Origin of the sequence: Kribbella sp. DT2 (assembly GCF_049844575.1) — a bacterium.
Classification (GTDB): Bacteria; Actinomycetota; Actinomycetes; order Propionibacteriales; family Kribbellaceae; genus Kribbella.
Genome location: NZ_JBNCLH010000010.1, coordinates 226,540 through 251,292 on the forward strand (window position 1 = coordinate 226,540; position 24,753 = coordinate 251,292).

Consider the following 24,753-nt stretch of genomic DNA (forward strand, 5'->3'; position numbering starts at 1 on the left):
GTCACTCCGCCGGAAGCAGCGTGCGGGCGTGCTCGAGCCGGTGCAGCGACCGGTCCCGGCCGATCAGCTCGAGTGACTCGAACAGCGGCGGTGAGATCCGGCGGCCGGAGATCGCGACCCGGACCGGGCCGAACGCGTTCTTCGGCTTCAGCCCCAGGCCCTCGATCAGCGAGGCGCGCAGCGCGGCCTCGATCGCCTCGGTGCTCCAGTCGGACAGGTTCGACAGCGCCTTCACCGACGCCTCCAGCACGGCGCCGGCGTCGCCGGTCAGCACCTTGCCCGCGGCATCGGGGTCGACCTTGAACGCGTCGTCGGAGACGAACAGGAAGCCGAGCATGTCGACCGACTCCGACAGCGTGTTCATCCGCTCCTGCACCAGCGGTACGGCGGCGGTCAGCAACCGCTGCTGCTCGTCGGTCGGCTCGGCCGGCAGCACGCCCGCCTTGGCCAGGAACGGCACCACCCGGCGGCCGAACTCGGCCGGCTCGAGCAGCCGCATGTGGGAGGCGTTGATCGCCTCGCACTTCTTCGGGTCGAACCGGGCCGCGTTCGAGTTCACCTTGCGGATGTCGAAGGCCTCGATCATCTCGTCCATCGTGAACACGTCGCGGTCCTCGGCGATCGACCAGCCGAGCAGGGCCAGGTAGTTCAGCAGACCCTCGGGCAGGAAGCCGCGCTCCATGTACTCGCCGAGGCCCGCGCCCGGGTCGCGCTTGGACAGCTTCTTGTTGCCCTCGCCCATCACGAACGGCAGGTGCCCGAACCGCGGCGTCCGGCCGGAGCCGATGCCGATCTCGGCGAGCGCCTCGTACAGCGCGATCTGCCGCGGCGTCGACGGCAGCAGGTCCTCGCCGCGCAGCACGTGGGTGATCTCCATCAGCGCGTCGTCGACCGGGTTCACCAGCGGGTACAGCGGGAACCCGTTGGCCCGGACCAGGACGTAGTCGCCCAGGTTCTCGGGCAGGAAGGTGATCTCGCCGCGGACCAGGTCGGTGAAGGTGATCGGCCGGTCCGGCATCCGGAGCCGGACGACCGGGCGACGGCCCTCGTCGACGTACGCCTTGACCTGCTCATCGGTGAGCGTGCGGCAGTGGCCGTCGTACCCGCTGTGCTGGCCGGCCTGACGGGCCGCCTCGCGCCGCTGGTCGAGCTCCTCCTGCGAGCAGTAGCAGTGGTACGCCTTGCCGGCCTGCAGCAGCTTGGCCACGACGTCGGCGTAGATGTCCATCCGCTCGGTCTGCTTGTACGGGCCGAAGTCGCCGCCGACCTCGGGGCCCTCGTCCCAGCCGATGCCGAGCCAGCGCAGCGAGTCGAGCGTGTACTGCAGCGCCTCGGGGGTGTTGCGGGCCGCGTCGGTGTCCTCGATCCGCAGGACCAGCTTGCCGCCGTAGTGGCGGGCGAAGGCCCAGGCGAACAGGGCGGTGCGGATGTTGCCGACGGTCAGCAGACCGGTCGGGGAGGGAGCGAACCGCAGGCGGACCTGGGCTGGCTCGAGGCCGCCGAGTACGTCGTCGTCGGTCGGAGCGGGCCGGTCAGTCACGCACGATCACCTTGTTCGTCAGAGTTCCGATTCCTTCGACACTGACCGCGACCTCGTCGCCGGGCAGCATCGGGCCGACACCCGCGGGGGTACCGGTGAGCACCACGTCGCCGGGCAGCAGCGTGGTGAAGGAGGTGATGTAGGCCAGCACCTCCGGGATGTCGAAGATGAACTGCGACGTCCGGCCGTCCTGCTTCGGCTCGCCGTTCACCTCCGTGCTGACCCGGACGTCGGCGACGTCCAGGTCGGTCTGGATCCAGGGGCCGAGCGGGCAGAACGTGTCGTAGCCCTTGGCCCGGGCCCACTGACCGTCGCTCTTCTGCAGGTCGCGCGCCGTCACGTCGTTGGCGATCGTGTAGCCGAAGATCACCTCTTCGGCCCGCTCGCGGGGCAGGTCGCGGCAGATCCGGCCGATCACGATCGCCAGCTCGCCCTCGAAGTGCAGGTTGTTGGTCTGCTCGGGGTAGACGATGCCGTCGCGCGGCCCGATCACCGACGTGTTCGGCTTCAGGAAGATCATCGGCTCGGCCGGTACGTCGTTGCCGAGCTCGGCGGCGTGGTCGGCGTAGTTGCGCCCGACGCAGACCACCTTGCTGCGCGGGATCACCGGGGCCAGCAGCCGGACGTCGGCCAGCTGCAGCACCTCGCCGGTGAGCTGGACCGGCCGGTACAGCGGGTCCGAGTCGAGGACGGCGACGGTGCCGACGAGACCTTCGGGGTCGTCGGTCTCGACAAGCCCGTACTTCGGTTCGTCGTCGACGGAGAATCTGGCGATACGCACGGCTGGCCTTCAGTCGAGGGAATGAACGGCCCGAGCCTACCGCCGTACCCAGTCAGCCCTTCGATCCGCTCTCCTTTCTTCACCGGTCCGTGGGCCGGAATGAGACAGTGGTCCGGTGACGACCGACCGAACCCCGTTCACGATCCGCCTGGCCGAGCCCGCCGAGTACGCCGCCGTGGGCGAGCTGACCGTCGAGGCGTACGCGAACGACGGCTTCATCCCCGCCAACTCCGGCTACGGCGACACCCTGCGCGCGGCCGCGGACCGCGCCGTACGCGCCGAGCTCTGGGTCGCCACGGACGGCACCGACCTGCTCGGCACGGTCACGTACTGCGTCCCCGGCTCCTTCTACGGCGAGATCGGCCAACCGCACGAGGGCGAGTTCCGCATGCTCGGCGTCTCGGCGAAGGCCCGCGGGCTCGGCGTCGGCACCGCCCTGACCGAGCACTGCATCGCCCGCTCCCGCGACCTCGGCTTCACCCACGTCGTCATGTCGAGCGCCGACTACATGTTGCCCGCCCACCGCATCTACGAGCGCCTCGGTTTCGTCCGGGTCCCCGAGCGCGACTGGTCTCCCCGACCGGGCGTACACCTGTACGCCTACTCCCTGGCGCTGTGACTGTCCTTCTCTCACCCACCGAGTGGGAACCGCTCGCCGCTGCCCACGCCGCCCGCGTCGACGAGCTCGTCGCCGGCCACCTCGCACGTCGTCAGCGCCGCGAAGCCCACCCGGTCGAGGACTTCCTCTTCACCTACTACCCGACCCGGCCGAACCAGCTTCGGATCTGGCACCCCGGACCCGACGTCCACCTTGCCGGCGCCACGTCGTACAAGGATCGCAAGGGCTACCTGTACGCCGACGGCGCCGCCTGCCTGGACCCCGCGGAGATCGAACGTCGCGCCGACTCCATCACCTGGATCCGCCGCCTGCTGGCCGCGACCCTCGACCGCCAGCCCCAGTTCGGCTGCTTCGGCCTGCACGAGTGGGCGATGGTCTACCGCCTGCAACCCGGCGAGGTCCGCCACGAGAAGTGGCCGCTGCGACTAGGTGCCGAGGGCACCGACCAGGTCGTCGAGTCGCACAAGATCGGCTGCTCCCACTTCGACGCCTTCCGCTTCTTCACCGAACCGGCCCGTCCCCTCAACGCCCTGCAACCCACCCGCGACCAGCAACCTGCCTTGGAACAGGGTGGCTGCCTGCACGCCAACATGGACCTCTACAAGTGGGCCACCAAACTCGCCCCCTTCACCCCTAGCTCGCTCCTCCTGACCTGCTTCGAGCTGGCCAAGGACATCCGCACCCTCGACATGCGAGCTTCGCCGTACGACCTCGCTCCGCTCGGCTACTCCCCGATCCCCATCGAAACCCCTCCAGGCAAAGCCGAGTACGCCGCCGCCCAACGCGCCTTCGCAGAACGCTCCAAGCCCCTCCGCGAACAACTCGTGGCCCTCTGCGACAAGCTCCTCCACACCATCAGCCAGCCGGCTGGGCGTTTGCACTAGCTCAGCCCGCGGGGCATCGCCTTCGCCAGCGTCAGGCGGGCTCCGATCAGCTTGTTCAGCATGCCGGGAAGTCCTGCCGGATCGGCCGGAAGACCAGTGGGGTCGCCGCCTCGGCTCAGGTGCTGCATGACCGCGAGGGCGAGATCCTGCGCGGTGTCGAGCGTGCTGTGCCCGTGGTCGCGGACCGGCACCAGCGTGGCGTTCGGCGCCAAGCTCACGATCCGTTCCGCCACGCTCCTCGGCGTACGGACGTCACGATCGCCCGACAGCACCACCAGCGGCCAGTCGAACGCAGGAAGCTCAGCAGCCAGGTCGAACGGCTCACGCTCGAACGCCGAGAACCTCGGCGCCGCCTCGGCGAACGGGCCAGAGACGTCCAGGGGCTGACCGTCCGGCGCGACCGCTGTCCCCAGCTCACGGAAGGCGATCTCGCCCACGAGCTCGAACTCCATCATGAACGGCCGCGACCCGGTCACCTCGGACGCACCGAGCCGACCGACCCACCGCCACGCCCGCTGCCCGCGCCCGGCCGCCAGCAGGTCGAGCATCCGATCCACCATCGGCAACCCACCGAACTCGTACAACACCTGCAACGGAAACCCGGCTTCGTCGCCGTCGATCACCCCACCACCAACCAGCTCCCGTACGACGTCCGCCTGCGTCCGCGTCTCCGCGGTCCCCTGCCAGAACAGCGATCGCAGCTCGCCCCGCGACGCCGCGCTCCAGCCGACGTCGACCATCGCCGAGTCCAGCACCATCCCCGCCACGCGCTCCGGATGACGAACCCCGAGCCCCTGCGCGAGATAACTCCCGTACGAACACCCGTAGACGACGACCTGGTCGATCCCCTCCGCCTCGAGCACCGCCGCGAGATCGTCCACCACGTCGTCCACGGTCATCGCCTCCCGCGGCAGATCGGCGCCGTCGTCGTCGGTCCGCGACAGCCCGACCCCGCGATGCTCGACCATCAGCAGGTCGGTCCCGAGCCGCGCCGCCTTCGCCCGCAACCCGCGGTACGGCAACACCGACGCAAGCCCCGGCCCACCAGGAATCACCAGCACAGCCAGCCGATCCCCCGAGTCGGCACTCCCCGAGGCAGACCAGCCGCCACCCGAGTCGCCGCGGGGCTCCCCCGAGTGGGCCGGCGCGGCGCGGGCGTCGGCCGGAGCGCCCGGCGTCGCGCGGGCGTCGGCCGGGGTGGCCGGCGTGGTGCGGGTGTAGGCGAGAGAGAACGTCCTCCCGTCCGGCAGCGGCCGGCGGATCGTGCGGACGCCCGGCGTACGGGCGATCTGTTGCCGGCGCTTCTGCCGGGACTGCTGGTCAGTTCGGGCGCTCACGACCGGCCTCCTTCGATGACGGATCGGACGGTGGTGGACAGCAGCGTCTTCGCGGACTCGACGGTCAGCGGGGTGCCCGGTGTGAGCAGCTCAAGGCAGAGCCCGGACGACAAGGAGCTCAGCAGCATCGTCGTCTCCGCGCTCCGCGCTGAGTCGAACCGCCCCTCGTCGGCGAGCACGCGCAACCAGCTGGCGATCCGCTCCCGCGCCCGCTCGGACGAGACCTCGAGAAACTGGCGCGCCAACGAACTGCTTTCCGGTCGCAGCGCCCCGTGGTACAGCCCGAACCAGATCTCCAGCAGCGGCCGCGACTCCTCGTCCGCCGGCAGGAACTGCACCATGCACCGCACCAGCCGGTCCCCCGCATCAAGCCGCGCATCGGCGATCGCGAAGTCGTCGAGCTGATCGTCCAGCAGTCGCCGTACGAGCGCGTCATGCAGGTCCCGCTGCGTCGGGAAGTAGTGCCGCAGCGTCCCCATTCCAATGCCCGCAGCCCCCGCGACCGCCCGGACGGACACCTTCTCCAGCCCGCTCTCCCCCGTCACCCGCGCCGCAGCCGCCAAGATCCGCTCCCGCTGCTCCGCCACACCAGCAAACTAGCACACCGTGCTAGCACGCCGTGCCAGAAGCCTTTCGAGGGAGCTCCACCCAGCCCGCCTCCGGAGCGGGATCAGATCAGGCCGGCTTGGTCGCCTTCAGCGCGAACAGCAACGGGATCCGTGGCGCATCGTCCGGCAGGCGCCACCAGCCTTCCGGGGTCTGGACCATCGACGGCCAGCGCGGCCACTGCAGCACCTCGGACTCGCGCAAACTGTCGATCCGCAATCCAGCCGCGGACAACGTGGTGACCACCTCACCCAGCCCGTGCATCCACTCGTAACTGGTATTGCGTCCCGGGACCTCGTCGCCGGTATAAGTGACCGTCGACTCGTGCGCGATCGCGCCCCGGCCCTCCAGATAGTCGTTGCGCAGCACCAACTCGTCGGACTCACCAGGCAACCCGACCGGGCGCAACGAGTTCAGCAGCGGATGGAACTCGACGATGTAGACGGACCCACCAGGCTTGAGCAGACCGGTGACAACCTCGGCCCACTTCGGCAGGTCCGGCAGGTAGCAGAGGGCGCCCTTGCCGGTGTACACGACGTCGAACCGCCGGTCCCCCAGCGCCTCGACCGCGTCGTACACATTGGCGTGCACGTAGTCGATCTCGACCCCGGCCTCCGTCGCCAGCCGGCGAGCCTCGTCGAGCGACCGCGCCGACAGGTCCAGCCCGGCCGTCCGCGCACCCCGCTGAGCGAAGGCGATCGTCTCCGTCCCCAGATGGCACTGCAGATGGACGACGTCACGGCCACCCAGCTCCCCCAGGTCGGCCCACTCGTAGTCGGCGAACCAGAAGTCCGCCGGCCGTTCGTAGAACTTGCTCGCGGCGTGCAGCGGCGCCCGCGCGTCCCAGTCCGCCTCGTTGGCCGCCACCTGCGTCAGCTCGTCCGCGTCCAGCGCCACCGGCTTCTCCTTCTGTCGCCTGGCCCGGTCCTCGTCCTCCCAGTCTCTCCAGGCCCAGGTCCAGGCATCACCACTCAGGCTCATCTCGACTCACCCGGCGTCACGCGTTTCCCCCTCGGAAGCAGTCCCGCGAGCAGTTACCGCGCCCCCGGACCCTCCCGAGAGCGTTCCCCCAGCGCTGCTCACCCAGCGTGACTCTACTCCCGTCGGCCACGCTGAGTAATCACGTTTGGGTCTCACTCCACACCAGCTCCCCGGTCGCGCTCGCATTAACAGTCGACCACCGGAAGCACCAGCACCGACACGCTGTGCTGATTGACTTTCCGGCGTTCTCTCGACCACAATTCGAACACATGTTCGAAGCAAGAACAAACCGCGGGGAATCGGGGAGCGTGAGGATCTGTGATGCCGGAACCGTTCGACTGGGACATTCTGGAGCGACCGTCGGCGATGGCGATGGTGCGGGGCCAGCTCGGTTTCAGCTGGATGGTGCTGGCCCAGCGGCTGGCGGCACTGACCGACGACGAGTACTTCTGGAGACCGAGCGCGGAGGCGCTGACCGTCGTACGGCGACGGCATGCCGGCCGCTTCCGGTCGCTCGGATCGGGTGAGTGGGTGGCGCAGTGGCCGGACGAGCCGGACCATCGCGGGCCGCGGACGATCGCCTGGCTGATCGCGCACCTGACCGAGACGTTCTTCGAGCGCTGGGAGTGGACCTTCGGCGAGCGGATCCAGGGCCGCACGGACATCACGCTGCACGGGAACGCCCAGGACGCGGTCGCCTGGCTGACCCACTGGGTCGACGCGTGGCAGGACTCGATCGCCGCGCTGGACGAGGAGCAGGTGATGACGGTCGGTCTCAGCCAGGCCACCGAACTGGACGCCGCGGAGCCCTTCGGCCACGTCGTCCTGCGGCTCAACCGGGAGCTGATCCATCACGGATCGGAGATCATGACGCTACGGGACCTCCATGCGCTGGCCGCCTGAAACCACTAGATGTGCGACACGCGGCGCGTCGAGGCACTACATGTCGGGGTCTACCGCTAGTGTTCTGCGTGCTGGTGGTTCTGCCCGGGTGACGCGACCAAGCGCGGCCGGGCCGAGGCAACAGGGGAATCCGGTGCGAGTCCGGAACTGCCCCGCAACGGTGAGCGGACAGGTCGTCCGCGAGTCCGAGTACCTGCCACCGGTGCGCGTACCGCCGGTACGCGTTGGTCCGAGACCTCGTGGGTGGGTCGGTGGGCGTCAAGGCGGCCGTACTCGCCGTGCTGCCCTGCGTCGCGCGCTCTTCCCCAGGTCATGGTCCCCCGGAACTCGCGTGGAGAGAGCGCCTGTGACCATCGTTTCGTCGTCGCCGCCCGCATCGGGCACCGTGCCCGACCCGTCGGCGTCCCAGCTGACCGTCGTCCGCCGTGACGGCACCAGCACCGCATTCGACCCGACCAAGATCGCGGTCGCCGTGAGCAAGGCCTTCCTGGCCGTCGAGGGCGCCGAGGCCGGCACCAGTCACCGGGTCCGTGACCTGGTGACCGACCTGACCGCCCGCGTCGTGACGGCGCTGACCAGCCGCGGCGACGCACGGCGCAGCGTTCAGGTCGAGGACATCCAGGACCAGGTCGAGCTGGCTCTGATGCGCGCGGGAGAGCATCAGGTCGCCCGCGCCTACGTGCTGTACCGCGAAGAGCGCACCAAAGCCCGGACGCCGTCCGACCCGACCGGCGTGACCGAGACACCGGTCATCACTTTCCGTAGCGCCGACGGTAGCAGAGCGCCACTGGACGTCGCCCGTCTCCGGCTGGTGATCGCCGAGGCGGCCGCCGGTCTGGACGCCGTCGACCCCGAGCAGATCCTCGACGAGACGCTCAGCTCCTGCTACGACGGCATCGCCCAGCACGAGGTCGAGCTCGCCCTGGTGATGGCCGCCCGCTCGTACGTCGAGACCGAGCCGCAGTACAGCCAGGCCGCCGCGCGCCTGCTGCTCGACCAGATCCGTCGCGAGACGCTCGGCCGTGTGCACGGCGAGCCCCGGCAGGCGACCCAGGCCGACATGAGCACGGCGTACGCCGAGTACTTCCCGCGCTACCTCAGCACCGGGATCGAGGCCGGGCTGCTCGACCCCGAGCTGGCCACCTTCGACCTCGCCCGGCTGGCCGCGGCGATCAGGCCCGAGCGCGACCTGGACTTCGCGTTCCTCGGCCTGCAGACCCTCTACGACCGGTACCTGCTGCACATCGACAAGGTCCGGTTCGAGCTGCCGCAGGCGTTCTACCTGCGGGTCGCGATGGGCATGGCGCTCAAGGAGGACGACCGGGAGACCCGGGCGCTGGAGTTCTACGAGCTGCTCAGCTCGTTCCGCTTCATGTCGTCGACGCCGACCCTGTTCAACTCCGGTACGACGCGGCCGCAGCTGTCGTCGTGCTTCCTGACCACGGTCGACGACGACCTGTCCGGCATCTTCGCCGGCATCCGCAACAACGCGCTCCTGGCCAAGTACTCCGGCGGCCTGGGCAACGACTGGACCCCGGTCCGCGGCATCGGCGCCAAGATCCGCGGTACGAACGGCGAGTCCCAGGGCGTCGTCCCGTTCCTGAAGATCGCCAACGACACTGCTGTAGCAGTCAATCAAGGCGGAAAACGGAAGGGCGCGGTCTGTGCGTACCTCGAGACCTGGCACATGGACATCGAGGAGTTCCTCGACCTGCGCAAGAACACCGGCGACGAGCGCCGCCGGACCCATGACATGAACACCGCGAACTGGGTGCCCGACCTGTTCCTGCAGCGGGTCGAGGCCGGTGGCGACTGGACGCTGTTCTCCCCCGACGAGGTCCCGGACCTGCACGACCTGTACGGCGCGGCGTTCAGGACGGCGTACGAGAACTACGAGGCCGCTGCCGACCGTGGTGAGATCCGGGTGTTCCGGCGGGTCAAGGCGGTCGACCTGTGGCGCCGGATGTTGACCGTGCTGTTCGAGACCGGCCACCCGTGGATCACCTTCAAGGACGCCTGCAACCTGCGCTCCCCGCAGCAGCACGACGGCGTGGTGCACTCCTCGAACCTGTGCACCGAGATCACGCTGAACACGACCGTCGACGAGACCGCCGTCTGCAACCTCGGCTCGGTCAACCTGGTTGCCCATCTGACCGAGACCGGTCTGGACGCGGACCTGCTGCGCGACACGGTGAAGACCGCGGTCCGGATGCTCGACAACGTGATCGACGTGAACTTCTACACCACGCCGGAGTCGGAGCGGGCCAACCAGCGGCACCGCCCGGTCGGCCTCGGCCTGATGGGCTTCGCCGACGCGCTGTTCGCGCTGCGCATCCCGTACTCGTCCGACGCCTCCGTCGAGTTCGCCGACGTCTCGATGGAGGCGATCAGCTACCACGCGATCGAGGCCTCGACCGAACTGGCCGCCGAGCGCGGGACGTACCAGACGTACGACGGTTCGCTATGGAGCCAGGGCGTCCTGCCGATCGACTCGCTCGAGCTGCTGCGGACGGCGCGCAACGGCGACGTCCAGCTGGACACCGGCCGGACGCTCGACTGGGAGGCGCTGCGCGCGAAGGTGCTGAAGGACGGCATGCGCAACTCCAACGTGCTAGCGATCGCGCCGACCGCGACGATCTCCAACATCTGCGGGGTCAGCCAGTCGATCGAACCGACGTACAGCAACCTGTTCGTGAAGTCGAACATGTCCGGTGAGTTCACCGTCGCCAACCCGTACCTGGTCGCCGACCTGAAGGCGCGCGGGCTGTGGGACCAGGTGATGGTGTCGGACCTCAAGTACCACGACGGCGTGCTGAGCCGGATCGAGCGGATCCCGGCCGACCTGCGCGCGCTGTACGCGATCGCGTTCGAGATCGAGCCGCTGTGGCTGATCAAGGCGGCGTCGCGGCGGCAGAAGTGGATCGACCAGGCGCAGTCGCTCAACCTCTACATGTCGGCCCCGTCCGGCAAGGCGCTCGACGAGCTGTACCGGTCGGCCTGGCGGTACGGGCTGAAGACGACGTACTACCTGCGCTCCCAGTCGGCCACCCACGTCGAGAAGTCGACTCTGCAGGGGACGGACGGCCGGCTGAACGCAGTGCCGGTCGCTCCGGCCGCAGCCCCCGCGCCGGCCGCCCCCGCGCCGGCCGCAGCTCCCGCCCCGGCCGCAGCTCCCGCGCAGGTGGCCGCTCCGGTGGCCGAGGTGCCGGCCACTCCCCCGGCGGCGGCGCCGGTCGTTCCGATGGACGACACGTTGCTCGACGCCCCTGCTGTCTGCAAGCTCGACGACCCCGACTGCGAGGCCTGCCAGTGACCACCACCCCCACCGGACTCGGTGAGATCGCCGTCGGCGCGGACCGGGTCGAGGTCGCCGACAAGGCGATGATCAACGCGCGCGCCGACGTGAACCAGCTGCTCCCGCTGAAGTACCAGTGGGCCTGGGACAAGTACCTTGCCGCCTGCAACAACCACTGGATGCCGACCGAGGTCTCCATGCAGGCCGACATCTCCTTGTGGAAGAGCAACGACGGCCTGACCGAGGACGAGCGCCTGATGCTCAAGCGCAACCTCGGCTTCTTCGCCACCGCGGAGTCCCTGGTCGCGAACAACATCGTGCTCGCGGTCTACCGCCAGCTGACCAACCCCGAGTGCCGGCAGTACCTGCTGCGCCAGGCGTTCGAGGAGGCCGTGCACACGCACACCTTCCAGTACATCTGCACCTCGCTCGGGCTGGACGAGGGCGAGCTGTTCAACATGTACCGCGAGGTCCCGTCGATCGCCGACAAGGACGCCTGGGCGCTGAAGTACACGCGGCACCTGGAGGACGGCAACTTCCGGACCGGTACGCCGGAGGCCGACACCGACTTCCTGCGCGACCTGATCGCGTTCTACGTGGTCTTCGAGGGCATGTGGTTCTACACCGGGTTCGCGCAGATCCTGTCGCTGGGCCGGCGCAACAAGATGGTCGGCATCGCCGAGCAGTACCAGTACATCCTGCGCGACGAGTCGATCCACCTGAACTTCGGCATCGACTGCATCAACCAGATCAAGCTGGAGAACCCGCACCTGTGGACTGCTGAGTTCCAGGCCGAGGTCCGCCAGATGCTCACCGAGGCCTGCGCGCTCGAGGTGGCCTACGGCCGCTCGACGATGCCCAACGGCATGCTCGGCCTCACCGCCGACCTGTGCGAGCAGTACATGCACTTCATCACCGACCGCCGCGCCGAACAGATCGGCATCCAGCCCATCTTCGGCGAGACCCGCAACCCCTTCGGCTGGATGTCCGAGGTGATGGACCTCAAGAAGGAGAAGAACTTCTTCGAAACCAGAGTCATCGAGTACCAGTCAGCCTCCGGCCTCACCTGGGACTGACAAGCGGGATGGGGCGCTCGCTCGATCTCGTCCAGGCTCGCACTGCACCGGCCGGTGCTATGGACGCTCAGCAAGCGCCTCGCGTACGGCGTGCCCTCTCCATCCCCGCTCGCCCCCACCCGCACCGCGGGTGGGGGCGTGCGGGGTTGGAGGGGGCGGCGGGGCGCAGCAGTCGGCGGGCGCCGTCGGTGCTCGGGCGGGCGCGGCGCTCGTCGGCGGCAGCGGCAGCGCTAGCGGCGGCGGCAGCGGCAGCGGCAGCAGCGGCAGCAGCAGCAGCAGCAGCAGCAGCTTCCTACGAGCGGGTCTTCTCAAGTAGTTCGAGGACCTCGGCCGTCGTGCCGGACTCGCCCAGGCGGGGGAAGATCGTCTGGAGGGTGAAGGCGTGGCCCTCGGCCGACAGGTCCGACATCGCGTCGGTGGCGAGGGTGACGTGGTAGCCGTGGGCGTAGGCCTCGCGGGCGGTGGTGTCGACGCCGATGCTGGTGGCGATGCCGGTGAGCACGATCTGGGTGATGCCTCGGCGGCGCAGGTGGAGGTCGAGGTCGGTGCCGTAGAAGGCGCCCCAGTTGCGTTTGGTGACGGTGACGTCCTCGGGGTGGCCGGCCAGGGCGGGGACGATTTCAGAGCCGTCCGCGACGGGCGTGCCACCGGAGGGGCGCTGGTACTCGGTGCGGCCGGGCATCGAGTCGGCGGGAGTCGCCTGGACGCGGACCAGGAAGACCGGCAGCTTCCGGGCGCGGAAGGCGTCGGCGAGCTCAGCGGTGCGGGTGATGACGTCGGCGGCGGAGTACGGCGCGACGGGGAGGGCGGCAACGGCGTTCTGGAGGTCGATGACGACCAGGGCGGTGTGTTCGTCGAGAGTGGTGAGAGCCACGGGAGGAAGGCCTTTCGTCACTTGATGCGGTTGAGTGAGCGGTCCAGCACGGTGAGGGCGAGCAGCAGCACGCCGACCCCGAGCAGGAACCAGGACAGTTCGTGCAGACCGGACGTGGTCGCACCGTCGGAGAAGAACGAGGCGTTGGCCGCGGCGGCGGTCAGCGCGCCGAGGTAGGTACAGGTTCGAAGCAGCCCCGCGGACGATCCCATCCGCGAAGGATCCGCCTGGTGGTAAAGGGCGTTCTGGTTCGCCAGCCCGTTCAGTCCCTGCGGGAAGCCCGCCAGAACACCGAGCCCGACCAGCAACCACAACGGGCTGCTACCAGCAGCCAGCTGAAGCGCGCCGCAGGCAACCAGCAGAAGGATGCTCCCGGCCACCAACTTCCCGCGGACCGCCGAACGCCGGCCGGTGATCGCCGTGATCGCGACGGCGGCCAGAGACATCGGCAGCAGCACCAGCCCGGCCTTCGGCGCGCTCAGCGAGCGCCCTTCCTCCAGCCACTGGGTGAAGCCGTAGAGGAACGAGTACGAGACCACGAAGGTGCAGACCTGCCGTCCGTACGTCGCCAGCAGCGGCGCGTTGCCCCCGAGCACCCGCAGATCGATGAACGGATCAGCGGCCCGCAGCTCCCGCCACGTGAACCCGGCGCCGAGGACGACAGCCACCCCGATCAGGAAGACCGACGACCAGCTCGGCTTCATCAAGAACATCATGAAGCTGACCAGCATCGCGGCGAACAGCACGATCCCGGCCAGGTCGAGCCGCCCTCCACCGGAGCGACCCGTTGACCGAGGCAACCACACCAGACCCAGCACCACGCAGGCCAGCGACAGCGGCACGTTCACGGTGAAGATCAGGTGCCAGCCACCGACCCCGATCAGCAGCCCACCGAGCGTCGGCCCGATCACCGCGATCACCTGGTTGGCGATCGACAACGCGCTCAGCACCCCGGTCGGGCTGGCCATCCCGGTCCGGTCCGCCTCGCTGCGGATCAGCGACATCGACGCCGGGTACGCCGCCGAGGTCCCGAAGCCGAGCAGCACTCGCGAGGCGATCAGTACGCCGAGCGTCGGCGCCAGCGCACCGAGCAGACCGGCGACGCCGACCAGCGCCGTACCGATCAGGTACAACGGCCGCGGCCCGTACCGGTCGACCAGCCGGCCCATCACCGGCTGCCCGACGGCGGTCGCCAGGTAGAGCCCGGTCACCAGCCAGGCGGTGTCGGCGGGGCCCACGCCGAACGCCGACCCGATCGGGATCAGCGCGACCGCGAGCATGGAGGAGTTGATCGGGTTGAGGATCGAGCCGAGCACCATCGGCGCGATCAACCGGCGATCGAACCGCACGTCCGCGCCGGCCGAGGCGCCGGCCAGTTGGCCGGGCGCGGTCTTGCCCGAGCTCACGCCTGGGTCACCTCGTCGAGCAACGTCAACGCCCTGATCAGGTCCCGCCGCTGCTCCTCGCTCAACCGCTCCTGCAGCGCCGAAGCCAGCCACTCCTGCCGAGCCCGACGCCCGCCCTGCAGATGCTCGACCCCCGCGGCGGACAACGACAGCACCTGCCGCCGCTTGTCCAGCGGGTCGGGGCTCCGGGCAACCAACCCGAGCTCGAGCAGGACGCCGACCGTCGCGGCCATCGACTGCGGCCGGACCCGTTCGGCCGCCGCCAGCGCGCTCGCCGTCGTCGGGCCGTCCTTATCCAGCCGGCTCAGCACCGAGGCCTGCGACAGCGTCAGGTCCTCCGCGTCGGCCAGGTCCCGCAGTCGCCGGCGCAGCCGCCCGAAGACGACCCGCACGTCACTCGCCGCCTGCACCGCCGACTCGGAGATCTCCACCTCTCCACCATAGATCATCAGTCCAGACTGCGCAGTTCAGCCTGCCTAATTAAGTGCATACAGAAGTCCGTGATCCCTGGACAGCGCCGCCGGCCCGGCGATAGCCTCACAGCTCAACCAATTCTATTCACCGTGAGAATAAATGACGAAGCTGGTACGAGGCAGCGCCGGGACCCGGACCGCCAACCGTGGCGCGATCATCGCCGCGGTGCTGTCCGGCGCCGGGATCGACCGTCGCCAACTGGTCGAGCAGACCGGTCTGAGCTGGGCCACCGTCGCGCGGATCGTCGACGACCTGCTCGCCGACGGGCTGGTGCTGGAGCAGCACAAGATCGTCCGCGAGGGTCCCGGCCGCCAGGCCGCCGCCCTCGGGTTCAACCCGCGGGCCGGACTGGTGGCCGGGATCGACCTCGGCGGCACGTACTGCCGGACGGTGATCGCCGACGGCCTCGGTACGGCGCTGATCCGCTGCCGTGACGAGACTCCGCGCGAGCTCGATGCCCCGGAGCTCGCCCGCTGGATCGCCACCCGCGTGCTCGGCCTGGTCGAGCGGTACGGCGACGGCGTACCGCTCACGTCGGTCGCGATCGGCCTGCCCGGTGTGGTGGCCGCGACCAAGGACCGCGTGGTCGGCGCGTTCAACCTGCCGCAGATCCTCGGCACCACGTTCGTCGAGACCGTCGGCGCCGAGCTCGGTGTCCCGACGATCATCGACAACGACTCCAACCTCGCCCTGCTCGGCGAGCTGCACTACGGCGAGCTGCCGCGCGACGAGACCGTCGTCCTGCTGAGCCTCGGCACCGGCCTCGGCTCGGCGGTCGCGGTCAACCGGCAGGTGCTCGCCGGGCCGGAAGGGCTGCTCGGTGAGTTCGGCCGGCTGCGCCTTCCCGGACGCAAGGAGCGTCTGCGCGACCTGCTCTCCGGCGCGGGTTTACTCACCCTGGCGCAGGCGGCCGGACACAACCTCACCAAGGCCGACGAGGTCTTCGCCGAGCCCGGCCGCTTCAGCGGCCTGGTCGACGAGATCCACGAGGCGCTGCTGCACCTGGTGTCGATCGTTGCCCTGGCCTACGAACCGAGCACGGTCGTCTTCACCGGCGGGTTCTCCGGGGCCTTCAGCGACGACGTGCTGCACCAAGTGAGCGACGAGACGTACGCGACGGTCGGCGTCCGCAGTGATCTGCGCCGGTCTGTGCTCAAGGACTCCGGCGGCCTGCTGGGCGCGATGGCCGCCGCCCTGAGCGGTTACTACACCGCGATCGGGGTGGCTCGCCACCAGGTCGTTTCGATCACGACCCCCGACACCGGCGTCGTGGCGCTGCTGGAGAACAGCCCAGTGGATCAATCAGCGAAAGAGGAACAGTCATGATGCGTTGGAAGACAGTCGGCCTCGCCGCCACGGTCTCGATCGCCCTGACCGGCCTGGCCGCCTGCGGGGGTGGTGACGCCACGAGCTCGGGCGCGACGAACGAGCTGACGGTCTGGATGATGACCGGCGGCCCGGGCGACAACAAGATCGTCGAGGACGTGACCAAGCAGTTCCACGAGAAGCACCCCGACGTCACGGTCAAGGTCGAGGTGCAGCAGTGGGACAACATCGTCACCAAGCTGACCACCGCGCTGGCCTCCGACAACCCGCCCGACATCGTCGAGATGGGCAACACCCAGACCCCGCTGCTGACCGCGTCGGGCGCGCTGGCCGACCTGACCGGGGACAAGGGTGACTTCGAGTCCTCGGACAAGTGGCTGGCCGGGCTCGCCGGCCCTTCGACGTACCAGGACAAGCTCTACGCGACGCCTCTGTACGGCGGGACGAAGGTTGTCATGTACAACAAGAAGATGTTCGCCGCGGCGGGCATCGCCAAACCGCCGGCCACCGTCGACGAGCTGGTCGCGGACTGCTCGAAGCTGGCGCAGGCACACAGCAAGACGCCGAACTTCTCCGCGTTCTACATGCCCGGTCAGTACTGGTTCGCCGGCATGCCGTTCCTGTTCGGCAAGGGCGGCGCGATCGCGACCGAGAACGACGGCAAGTGGACCGCGACGATGAGCAGCGCCGAGAACCAGGCCGGGCTGGCGGAGTGGAAGAAGTTCCAGAACGCGTGCTCGACACCCTCGTCGACCGGCGCCAACACCGACAGCCCCGACCAGGACCAGATCTTCGCCGACAGCAAGGCCGCGATGATCTACGTGAAGGCCTGGGAGCCGGGCGCGGTCAAGGAGAAGAACGCCAAGACCGCCGCGGACGCCGGCTACTTCATCATGCCGGGCTACCAGCCGAACTCGCCGCTGCCGGTGATCGTGGCCGGTTCGACGATCGGCATCGCGGCCAAGAGCCCGAACAAGGACGTCGCCGTCGACTGGCTGAAGGCCATCACCAGCAAGAGCTTCCAGCAGACGATGACGCGGACCATCCACCAGCTGCCGATCGTCCCCGACTTCCTGCCGACGACCGACGTACCGGACATCCTGAAGCTCGGCACGCAGGCCGCGACGGTCAGCCGGGCCCTGCCGGCCACTCCGGGCGAGGCGACGCTGGAGACCGAGAGCTACAACGAGCAGTTCTTCGCCAAGATCGCCAAGGGCGGCGAGATCGCCAGTTCCGCCCAGGAGTACGACAAGCACGCGACCGAAGCGTTCAACGCCCTGTCCGGCCCGCGCTGACGGTAGCGGCTGATGACCTCGCTCACGCAAGCGGCACCCACGACCGCCCGGACCGGGCAGCCCGTCCGGGGCAGGCGACTCGCGCGCTTCACGCCGTACGGGCTGATCGGGCCGGCGGTGATCGCGTTCGCCGCCGTACTCGGCTACCCCCTGGTCCGGCTGGTCTGGCTGTCGGTGCAGGACTTCGGACCGCGGTCGCTGTTCACCGGCGAGGCCCCGTTCGTTGGCCTGGGCAACTTCTCCCGGGTGCTCGGCGACGCCGACTTCTGGCACGTGCTGCTGCGCACGCTGATCGTCAGCGTCGGCTGCGTGGTGAGCATGATGGTGCTCGGCTTCCTGCTCGCGTCGCTGCTGCGCCTGGTGTCGAACTGGGCGCGCGTGATGCTGTCGGTCTGCCTGGTGCTGATCTGGGCGATGCCGATGGTGTCCGCGTCGATGATCTGGCGCTGGCTGTTCGAGCCGCAGTACGGCGTCCTGAACTGGGTCATCACGCAGCTCCACGTCTTCGGTGACTTCTCGGCGCACGACTGGTTCTCGTCGCCGGGGCAGGCGCTGTTCCTGATCATCGTGCTGATCGTGTGGAAGGGCCTGCCGTTCATCGCGCTCACGCTGTACGCCGCGATGGGCCAGATCCCCGACGACCTGTACGAGGCCTCCGCCCTGGACGGCGCCGGCCGCTGGTCGACGGCGCGGCACGTCACGCTGCCGATCCTCGGCCCGGTGCTCGCCGTCCTGGTACTGCTCGAGGTGATCTGGTCGGTCAACTCGTTCACCCCGTTCTGGGTGCTCACCCAGGGCGGCCCGGACGGCGGGACGACGACGCTCGGCGTCTACTCCTACCTCGAGGCGTTCACCCGCAACGACTACGGCGGCGGCGCGGCGATCGCGATCGTCACGGTCGTGCTGCTCGCCGTACTGGCTGTGCTCTACGTCCGCCGGCTGATCGCGTCGGGTGAGGTGACGGCATGAACCACAAGCGCGCGATTCCCAACACGATCGCGGTCGTCGTCTCGCTGATCGTGATCTTCCCGGTCTACTGGATGTTCGCGACCGCGCTCAAGCAGCCCGGCAAGATCCTGTCGGCGACGCCCGAGTTCTTCCCCTGGCCGATCAGCTTCGAGAACTTCAGTACGGCGCTGACGCACGGCTCGTTCCTGCACTACGTGCGCAACTCGTTGCTGGTCTCGGTGTCGACCGTGCTGATCGCGCTGGTGGTCGCCCTCGGCGCCTCGATCGCGCTGGCCCGGTTCCGGTTCCTCGGCCGCCGCGCGTTCCTGGTCGGGCTGGTCCTGGTCCAGATGGTGCCGGGCTCGGCGATGGTGATCCCGCTCTACCTGATGCTGCGCTCGGTCGGGGCGATCGACTTCGTGCCCGGGCTGATCATCACCTACATGACCTTCGTGCTGCCGTTCACGATCTGGACGCTGCGCGGGTTCGTGGCCGGCATCCCGCTGGAGCTGGAGGAGGCCGCGATGGTCGACGGCTGCGGCCGGTTCGGCGCGTTCTGGCACATCCAGCTGCCGCTGCTCGCGCCGGGCATCGTGGCCACCTCGATCTTCGCCTTCATCAGCGCCTGGGACGACTACCTGTTCGCCTACGTGTTCCTGAAGTCGCAGAGCAACTACACGCTGCCGGTCTGGCTGGTCTCGTTCCAGACCTCCGACGGTATCGACAACGGCGCCACCATCGCGGCGTCGGCGATCTTCTCGCTGCCGGTCCTGGTCGTCTTCCTGCTGGTCCAGCGCCGGCTGGTCGGCGGGATGACCAGCGGCGCGGTCAAAGGCTGAATCCCTGTGAAGGAGAAACTCGTGAAGGCAGAGCTCGAGCGGCTCGCGTACGGCGTACTGTTCCCCGCCCACGGCCGGCCGAAGGTGCCGAACTGGGTGCCGCCCCGGATCGAGGCCGGTCTCGGCGGGTTCGTGATCTTCGGCAAGGACATCGTGGACGGCGACCAGTTCCGCGGGCTGGCCGCGCAGCTGCACGGCCTGCGCGACCACGTGCTGCTCTCGATCGACGAGGAGGGCGGCGACGTCAACCGGCTGGAGAACCTCGGCGGGTTCTCGATGCCGGGCAACCGGGCGCTCGGCGAGCTCGACGACCTCGAGCTGACCCGGCAGGCGGCGTACCAGATCGGGTTGTCGCTGGTCGATGCCGGCGTCGACTGGGACCTCGCACCCGCGGTCGACACGGCCGTGAACCCCCTGAGCCCGAACGGGATCCGCTGCTTCGGCGCCGACCGCGACCTGGTCAGCCGGCACACGGCGGCCTGGGTCGAGGGGCTGCAGTCGGCCGGCGTCAGCGCTTGCGCGAAGCACTACCCGGGGCACGGGCTGAGCGGCACCGACGCGCACCTGGCGACGCCGCTGGTCGACGTGTCGCGGGAGGAGCTGCTGGACAGCTACCTGGATCCGTTCCGCGCCGCGATCGCGGCGGGCGTCGACAGCATCATGGTGTCGCACGACCTGGTGCCGCAGGTGGACGACGTACCGGCGACGATCAGCAAGGTGCTGCTCACCGACATCCTGCGCGGGGAGCTCGGGTACGACGGGGTGGTGATCACCGACGCGCTGGAGATGTACGGGATCGCCGACGTCGCGCCGCTGCCGGAGGCCGCCGTACGGGCGATCGAGGCGGGGGCCGACGCGTTGTGCCTGGGATCGTGGGCGTTCCTCGACGATGTCGAGGTGGCGGCCCGCGCGCTGGTCGAGGCCGTCGACAGTGGACGGTTGCCGTTGGCACGGTTGCAGGAGGCCAACGACCGGCTCGCGCGGCTCGGCACCCGGCCAAAGGCGGACGTCGCGCTGCGGGACAACGCGCTGGGCTCGAGGCTCGCCGAGCAGGTCACCGTCACGCACGGAGATCCGCTGCTCCGGAGCGACGCCGCGCTGATCATCCGGCTGGAGCCGACCCACTCCCCCGCCGCCGGCTCGGCCGGTTGGGGCGTCGAGCAACTGTTGCGCGACGCGGGGAAGGTTGTCGAGAGCATCGGCCTGTCGGGTCAGACCTACAACGGTCCCGGGATGGCGAAGGCCGGGGTCGGCGAGTTCCGCTCCGAGTACGGCGCCGACAGCCAGGTGATCCTGCTCGTCCGGGGCGCGCACCGGTTCCCTTGGCAGGAGAAGCTGATCACCGAGCTGCAGTCGCAACATCCCGACGCGATCGTGGTCGACATGGGTGTTCCCGGAACGGACTACTCCGGTTTCGCCGCGTGGATCCAGACTTTCGGCAGCGCAAGAGTCTGTGCGGAAGCCGCCACTCGCCGCCTGCTCGGCAGATGATCACTTTCCTCAACACTCACTTGGGCTCCGTACAGATCAACAACGGTGTTGTAGCTGCTGTTGGTCTGTGCGAGCCACAGGGAGAAACGATCGATCTTGCCGGCGGCCGGCTCCTCCCCGGCTTCGTCGACACCCACTGCCACGGCGGCGGCGGAGCCGCGCTCTACTCCGGCAACCCCGACGACGTCCGGCAAGCCGCCCGCGCTCATCTGCTCCACGGCACCACCACCTTGATCGCCTCCGTCGCGACCATGCAGCTCGACCGCATGCTCGCCGCCGCGGCCGCGATCGTCGAAGCCGCCGCACCCAACCTCCACGGCATCCACTTCGAGGGCCCCTTCCTCTCCCCCAACCGCCGCGGCGCGCAAACTGCCTCCGCACTCCTCCACCCCGACGAGCGCGTGTTCACTCAACTGACCGAGGCAGCCGGCGGCCTGGCCATTTCGATGACCATCGCCCCCGAGCTTCCCGGCGCCATCGACCTCATCAAGAACCACCCCGAGCTCACCTTCGCCGTCGGTCACACCGACGACGACGGCACCTTCACCCGCCAGGCCTTCGACGCCGGCGCCCGGACCGCCACGCACCTCTTCAACGCGATGCCCCCGATGACCCACCGCCAACCGGGTCCGGTCGGCGTCGCCCTGCTCGACGACCGTATCTCCTGCGAACTGATTGCCGACGGCACCCACCTGTCCCCCGAGGCGCTCGCTGTCGCCCTCCGGACGGCGGGCCTCGACCGCGGCATCCTGGTCACCGACGCGATGGCCGCCACCGGGCTCGGCGACGGCGACTACGCGTACGCCGATCGCCGCGTCACCGTCCACGACCGGGTCGCCAAGCTCCACGGCACCAACACCCTGGCCGGCTCGGTCCACTTCCTCGCCGACGCCCTCGCGTACGCCGTACGGACGCTGCGCTTGACGGTGCCGCAGGCAACCGCCCTGGTCTCCACGAACGCCGCGAACCACTACGGCTGGCACGACCGCGGCACGCTTGCCGTCGGCAACCGCGCCGACCTCGTCCTGCTCTCCGCGGACCTCGAGGTCGAGCAGGTCTACCTAGCCGGCGTTCGCCAGCCGGGCGTCGACAGCGGCCGGTGAGTAGACCTCGTTGACCACCAGCCGCGCCATCCCGTCCAGCGCGGCGTGGTCCGCGAGCTGCCCGGTCGCGACCGTCAGGTGCCGGGTCGCCCGAGGCAGCGTCGACTGGTAGAGCACCTCGTGCACACCGGCCACGAAATCCGTGTGCGCCAGATCGCCGGCGATCATCAGGACGCCGGGATTGATCACGCTGACCACCGTCGCCAGCACCTCGCCGACCCGGCGACCGGCCTCCCGCGCGAGCCGCAACGCGTCCGGCTGCCCCGACTGCAGCAACGCCCGTACGTCGGCGCCGGAGCGCGCCGTCACCCCGAGCTCGGTCAGCGCCGATGCGAGCGCACCACCACTGGCGACCGCGGCCAGGCACCCGATCGACCCGCACTGACACTTCGCGTCGCCCGCGTCGCGGACCCGGATGTGCCCGATGTCGCCCGCGCCGCCGTCGATCCCGCGGAACACGGTGTCGCCGATCACGACCCCCGCGCCGATCCCGGTCGACACCTTCACCAGCACGAACGCCGGCGAGTCCGGGTACCCGGCCGACTGCTCGCCGAGCGCCATCGCGTTCGCGTCGTTGTCGACCAGCACCGGTACGTCGTACCGGCGGCGCAGGTGTTCGCGGATCGGGTACTCGTCCCAGCCCGGCATGATCGGCGGCCGGATCACCAAGCCGGTGTCGAACTCGACCGGCCCCGGTACGGACACGCCGATCCCAGCCAGCTCGCTCGCCGTCCGCCCGGCCTCAGCGAGCAACGCGTCGAACCAGTCGGACAACGTGTCGAGCACGATGCCCGGGCCGTCGGCAATGACCAGCTCCCCCGCGTGCTCCGCCAGGACGCCGCCGGCCAGGTCCATCAGCGCGGCCCGGGCATGCCGGGTGTCCAGGTCGGCCGTGAGCACCACCGCGTGCTGCTCGTCGAACCGCAGCACCACCGGCGGTCGACCGCCGGTCGAGGCGGTCGACCCGGCCTCGACCAGCCAGCCGTTGCCCAGCAGCGGCTCGAGCCGCTGGCCGAGCGTCGAGCGCGACAGGCCGGACAGCTCCTGCAGCTCCCCGCGGGTCCCGGCTTGGCCGGTCCGGACGAGGTGCAGCAGCCGTCCAGCGGACGTCGTCGCGTCAGCCCTTGTCTGCCCCACTCGTCAACCCTTCCGTCAGCAACCGCTCGGCGCCGTAGAACATCAGTACCACCGGCAGTGTCAGTACGACGGATCCTGCCATCAGCACGGTCTTCGGCACCTCTACGCCATTGGCGAGCTGCTGCAGCCCGAGCGAGACCGTCCAGTGGTCCGGCTCGGCCGCCAGGAACAGCAGCGCGAACAGGAACTCGTTCCACGCGATCATGAAAACGTACAGGGCGGTCGCCATCACCGACGGTGCCGCCAGCGGCAGCACCACCTTGCGCAGGATCTGGAATCGCGACAGCCCGTCCAGCGCGGCCGCCTCCTCGATGCTGACCGGCACGGTGCTGAAGTAGCTGCGCAGCATATAGATCGCCACCGGCACGGTCTGCGCGATGTAGACGATGATCAGCCCGACCAGGCTGCCCTGCAGCCCGACCTTCGCGAACATCACGAACAGCGGCACGGCCAGCAGCGTCGCCGGGAACAGGTAGACGCCGAGGAACAGCGCGCTGACCTTGCGGCTGCCGGTGAACCGCAGCCGGCTGACGGCGTACGCGCCCGGGATCGCGACCAGCAGCGTGAGCAGCATCGCGCCGATCGAGACGATCGCGGAGTTGCGCAGCATCAGCGGGAAGCCCTGGCCGCCGTTCTCGACCGAGGTCAGCACCGACCGGTACGAGTCGAGGCTGAACTCCTTGGTCGACACCCAGATCCGGCCCGGGTCGAGCAGCAGCTCGTCGATCGGCTTCACCGACAGCAGCACCATGTAGTAGAAGGGGAACAGCGTGGCGACCACCAGCACGGCGATCACCACCCACCGCATGATCCCGAAGAACCGGATCTGGAAAGCGTCGCGGGTCATGCCTGGTCCTCCTGCATCTTCCGGCCGAAGAACTTGAAGTACAGCCCGAGCAGCGCGATCAGTACGACGGCCAGCACGACCGCCTGCGCCGAGGCGAGCCCGACGTCGAAGCGCGCGGTCAGGAACCGGTACACCCGGACCGCGACCACGTCCGTGCCCGCGCCACCCCCGGTGAGCAGGTAGACGTCGTCGAACTTGTTGAACGTGAAGATGAACCGCAGCACCGACAGCAGCGCGATCACCGGCATCAGCTGCGGCAGCAGCACGAACCGGAACCGCTGCCACGGCGTCGTCCCGTCCACCACCGCCGCCTCCTCCAGCACCGCCGGCACGGCCTGCATCCGGGCGATCAGGAACAGGAACGCGAACGGGAAGTACCGCCAGGTCTCGAACGCGATCACCGTGAACAGCGCCATCGGGACCGGGACTCCGAGTACGTCGTACGAGCGCTGGGTCAGGAAAGCGATCGGCCGGTCCCAGCCCAGCCACTCGACGCCGAAGTGGTTCACGACCCCGAGGTCGGGGCTGAGCAGCACCTGCCAGACGAACGCGACGGCGACCACCGGGGCGACGTACGGCAGCAGCATCGCGCCGCGGATCAGAGCACGGCCGCGGAATGGTTTGCGCAGCGCGAGCGCGGCGATCAGGCCGACCACGATCGAGCCGAGCGTCGAGCCGACCGTGTAGACGACGGTGGTCCACAGCGACGACCAGAAGCCGGGTGAGCTGAAGACGCGTTCGAGGTTGCGCAGCGTCCAGTGGCCCCACAGGCCCTGGCTCTGGATGTCGACCAGACGGACGTTCTGGAACGCGAGCATCACCGTCCACAGGATCGGCAGGACGACGACCACCAGCACGATCACCAGCGTCGGCGAGACCAGCGTCAGGCCGGCCCAGTTCTCCTCGCGGCGGCGGGCGTTCTTCTGCTTGCGGCGGCGGGGTGCGGCGGCCTCGACGGCCGGTGGCTTGTCGGTCACGGTTGTCATCTCTG

General features: G+C 69.3%; 22 protein-coding genes and 1 riboswitch. Of the genes, 11 read left to right on the plus strand and 11 right to left on the minus strand.

Annotated features, from left to right (window positions below; all coding sequences use genetic code 11):
• Window position 1: 1 nt before the first annotated feature.
• A complete protein-coding gene (gene gltX, locus ACLQ2O_RS35225; RefSeq protein ID WP_425840765.1) occupies window positions 2–1,540 on the minus strand; it encodes a glutamate--tRNA ligase in 1,539 nt (512 codons plus the stop codon).
• Window positions 1,533–2,321 (minus strand): fumarylacetoacetate hydrolase family protein, encoded by a 789-nt coding sequence (locus ACLQ2O_RS35230; protein ID WP_425840768.1) that lies wholly within the window; start codon window positions 2,319–2,321, stop codon window positions 1,533–1,535. The genes gltX and ACLQ2O_RS35230 overlap by 8 nt, the downstream gene beginning before the upstream one ends.
• Window positions 2,322–2,436: 115 nt before the next feature.
• Here ACLQ2O_RS35230 and ACLQ2O_RS35235 point away from each other — a divergent pair, with 115 nt between their 5' ends.
• Together ACLQ2O_RS35235 and ACLQ2O_RS35240 are read left to right on the plus strand one after the other, a co-directional pair.
• Window positions 2,437–2,940, plus strand: coding sequence for a GNAT family N-acetyltransferase (locus ACLQ2O_RS35235; protein WP_425840771.1), 504 nt, complete (start codon window positions 2,437–2,439; stop codon window positions 2,938–2,940).
• Window positions 2,937–3,824 carry a 3-methyladenine DNA glycosylase gene (locus ACLQ2O_RS35240; RefSeq protein ID WP_425840774.1) on the plus strand — a complete coding sequence of 296 codons (888 nt, stop codon included), beginning with the start codon at window positions 2,937–2,939 and terminating at the stop codon, window positions 3,822–3,824. The genes ACLQ2O_RS35235 and ACLQ2O_RS35240 overlap by 4 nt, the downstream gene beginning before the upstream one ends.
• Here the strand turns inward: ACLQ2O_RS35240 and ACLQ2O_RS35245 are convergent.
• From ACLQ2O_RS35245 to ACLQ2O_RS35255, 3 genes are all read right to left on the minus strand, one after another.
• Complete coding sequence (locus tag ACLQ2O_RS35245; RefSeq protein WP_425840777.1) at window positions 3,821–5,161, minus strand: alpha/beta fold hydrolase; 1,341 nt, start codon at window positions 5,159–5,161, stop codon at window positions 3,821–3,823. The two genes, ACLQ2O_RS35240 and ACLQ2O_RS35245, sit on opposite strands and share 4 nt — an antisense overlap.
• Window positions 5,158–5,748, minus strand: coding sequence for a TetR/AcrR family transcriptional regulator (locus tag ACLQ2O_RS35250; protein WP_425840779.1), 591 nt, complete (start codon window positions 5,746–5,748; stop codon window positions 5,158–5,160). The genes ACLQ2O_RS35245 and ACLQ2O_RS35250 overlap by 4 nt, the downstream gene beginning before the upstream one ends.
• A gap of 88 nt (window positions 5,749–5,836) precedes the next feature.
• Window positions 5,837–6,748: a class I SAM-dependent methyltransferase gene (locus ACLQ2O_RS35255; protein WP_425840782.1), complete on the minus strand. Its 912-nt coding sequence runs from the start codon at window positions 6,746–6,748 to the stop codon at window positions 5,837–5,839.
• 321 nt (window positions 6,749–7,069) lie between these two features.
• Between ACLQ2O_RS35255 and ACLQ2O_RS35260 the strand changes: the two genes are divergently transcribed.
• The 3 genes from ACLQ2O_RS35260 to ACLQ2O_RS35270 all read left to right on the plus strand — a co-directional run bounded on the left by ACLQ2O_RS35260 (window position 7,070) and on the right by ACLQ2O_RS35270 (window position 12,022).
• Window positions 7,070–7,651, plus strand: a complete 582-nt coding sequence (locus tag ACLQ2O_RS35260) for a DinB family protein (protein ID WP_425840785.1) — start codon at window positions 7,070–7,072, stop codon at window positions 7,649–7,651.
• Window positions 7,652–7,709: 58 nt separating this feature from the next.
• Window positions 7,710–7,866, plus strand: a riboswitch (cobalamin riboswitch).
• Window positions 7,867–7,997: 131 nt separating this feature from the next.
• On the plus strand, window positions 7,998–10,964 hold the full coding sequence (locus ACLQ2O_RS35265) for a ribonucleoside-diphosphate reductase subunit alpha (RefSeq protein WP_425840788.1): 2,967 nt from the start codon (window positions 7,998–8,000) through the stop codon (window positions 10,962–10,964).
• Window positions 10,961–12,022 carry a ribonucleotide-diphosphate reductase subunit beta gene (locus tag ACLQ2O_RS35270; protein ID WP_425840791.1) on the plus strand — a complete coding sequence of 354 codons (1,062 nt, stop codon included), beginning with the start codon at window positions 10,961–10,963 and terminating at the stop codon, window positions 12,020–12,022. The genes ACLQ2O_RS35265 and ACLQ2O_RS35270 overlap by 4 nt, the downstream gene beginning before the upstream one ends.
• Before the next feature lie 292 nt (window positions 12,023–12,314).
• Here the strand turns inward: ACLQ2O_RS35270 and ACLQ2O_RS35275 are convergent, their stop codons facing one another.
• Genes ACLQ2O_RS35275 through ACLQ2O_RS35285 form a run of 3 tightly spaced genes read right to left on the minus strand, consistent with a single transcriptional unit; the run spans window position 12,315 to window position 14,751 of the window.
• Window positions 12,315–12,896, minus strand: coding sequence for an isochorismatase family protein (locus ACLQ2O_RS35275; RefSeq protein ID WP_425840794.1), 582 nt, complete (start codon window positions 12,894–12,896; stop codon window positions 12,315–12,317).
• A gap of 17 nt (window positions 12,897–12,913) precedes the next feature.
• Window positions 12,914–14,302, minus strand: coding sequence for an MFS transporter (locus ACLQ2O_RS35280; protein WP_425840797.1), 1,389 nt, complete (start codon window positions 14,300–14,302; stop codon window positions 12,914–12,916).
• Entirely contained in the window at window positions 14,299–14,751 is a 453-nt protein-coding gene (locus tag ACLQ2O_RS35285; protein ID WP_425840799.1) for a MarR family winged helix-turn-helix transcriptional regulator, read from the minus strand. Before ACLQ2O_RS35285 ends, ACLQ2O_RS35280 begins: the two co-directional genes overlap by 4 nt.
• Before the next feature lie 124 nt (window positions 14,752–14,875).
• Between ACLQ2O_RS35285 and ACLQ2O_RS35290 the strand changes: the two genes are divergently transcribed.
• The 6 genes from ACLQ2O_RS35290 to nagA are packed head-to-tail and all read left to right on the plus strand — an operon-like array spanning window position 14,876 to window position 21,778.
• Window positions 14,876–16,102 (plus strand): ROK family transcriptional regulator, encoded by a 1,227-nt coding sequence (locus ACLQ2O_RS35290; RefSeq protein WP_425840802.1) that lies wholly within the window; start codon window positions 14,876–14,878, stop codon window positions 16,100–16,102.
• Window positions 16,099–17,397, plus strand: coding sequence for an extracellular solute-binding protein (locus ACLQ2O_RS35295; protein ID WP_425840806.1), 1,299 nt, complete (start codon window positions 16,099–16,101; stop codon window positions 17,395–17,397). The genes ACLQ2O_RS35290 and ACLQ2O_RS35295 overlap by 4 nt, the downstream gene beginning before the upstream one ends.
• 12 nt (window positions 17,398–17,409) lie before the next feature.
• The gene (locus ACLQ2O_RS35300) at window positions 17,410–18,366 is read left to right on the plus strand and encodes a carbohydrate ABC transporter permease (protein ID WP_425840809.1); all 957 of its coding nucleotides are present in this window, start codon (window positions 17,410–17,412) and stop codon (window positions 18,364–18,366) included.
• The gene (locus ACLQ2O_RS35305) at window positions 18,363–19,184 is read left to right on the plus strand and encodes a carbohydrate ABC transporter permease (RefSeq protein ID WP_425840812.1); all 822 of its coding nucleotides are present in this window, start codon (window positions 18,363–18,365) and stop codon (window positions 19,182–19,184) included. Before ACLQ2O_RS35300 ends, ACLQ2O_RS35305 begins: the two co-directional genes overlap by 4 nt.
• Before the next feature lie 21 nt (window positions 19,185–19,205).
• A complete protein-coding gene (locus ACLQ2O_RS35310; RefSeq protein WP_425840815.1) occupies window positions 19,206–20,675 on the plus strand; it encodes a glycoside hydrolase family 3 protein in 1,470 nt (489 codons plus the stop codon).
• Window positions 20,672–21,778, plus strand: a complete 1,107-nt coding sequence (gene nagA, locus ACLQ2O_RS35315; RefSeq protein WP_425840818.1) for an N-acetylglucosamine-6-phosphate deacetylase — start codon at window positions 20,672–20,674, stop codon at window positions 21,776–21,778. The genes ACLQ2O_RS35310 and nagA overlap by 4 nt, the downstream gene beginning before the upstream one ends.
• Here nagA and ACLQ2O_RS35320 read toward each other — a convergent pair.
• Genes ACLQ2O_RS35320 through ACLQ2O_RS35330 form a run of 3 tightly spaced genes read right to left on the minus strand, consistent with a single transcriptional unit; the run spans window position 21,737 to window position 24,748 of the window.
• On the minus strand, window positions 21,737–22,915 hold the full coding sequence (locus ACLQ2O_RS35320; RefSeq protein ID WP_425840821.1) for an ROK family protein: 1,179 nt from the start codon (window positions 22,913–22,915) through the stop codon (window positions 21,737–21,739). The genes nagA and ACLQ2O_RS35320 overlap by 42 nt on opposite strands.
• Window positions 22,896–23,762 (minus strand): carbohydrate ABC transporter permease, encoded by an 867-nt coding sequence (locus tag ACLQ2O_RS35325; RefSeq protein WP_425840824.1) that lies wholly within the window; start codon window positions 23,760–23,762, stop codon window positions 22,896–22,898. Before ACLQ2O_RS35325 ends, ACLQ2O_RS35320 begins: the two co-directional genes overlap by 20 nt.
• The gene (locus tag ACLQ2O_RS35330) at window positions 23,759–24,748 is read right to left on the minus strand and encodes a carbohydrate ABC transporter permease (RefSeq protein WP_425840827.1); all 990 of its coding nucleotides are present in this window, start codon (window positions 24,746–24,748) and stop codon (window positions 23,759–23,761) included. Before ACLQ2O_RS35330 ends, ACLQ2O_RS35325 begins: the two co-directional genes overlap by 4 nt.
• Window positions 24,749–24,753: the final 5 nt, after the last annotated feature.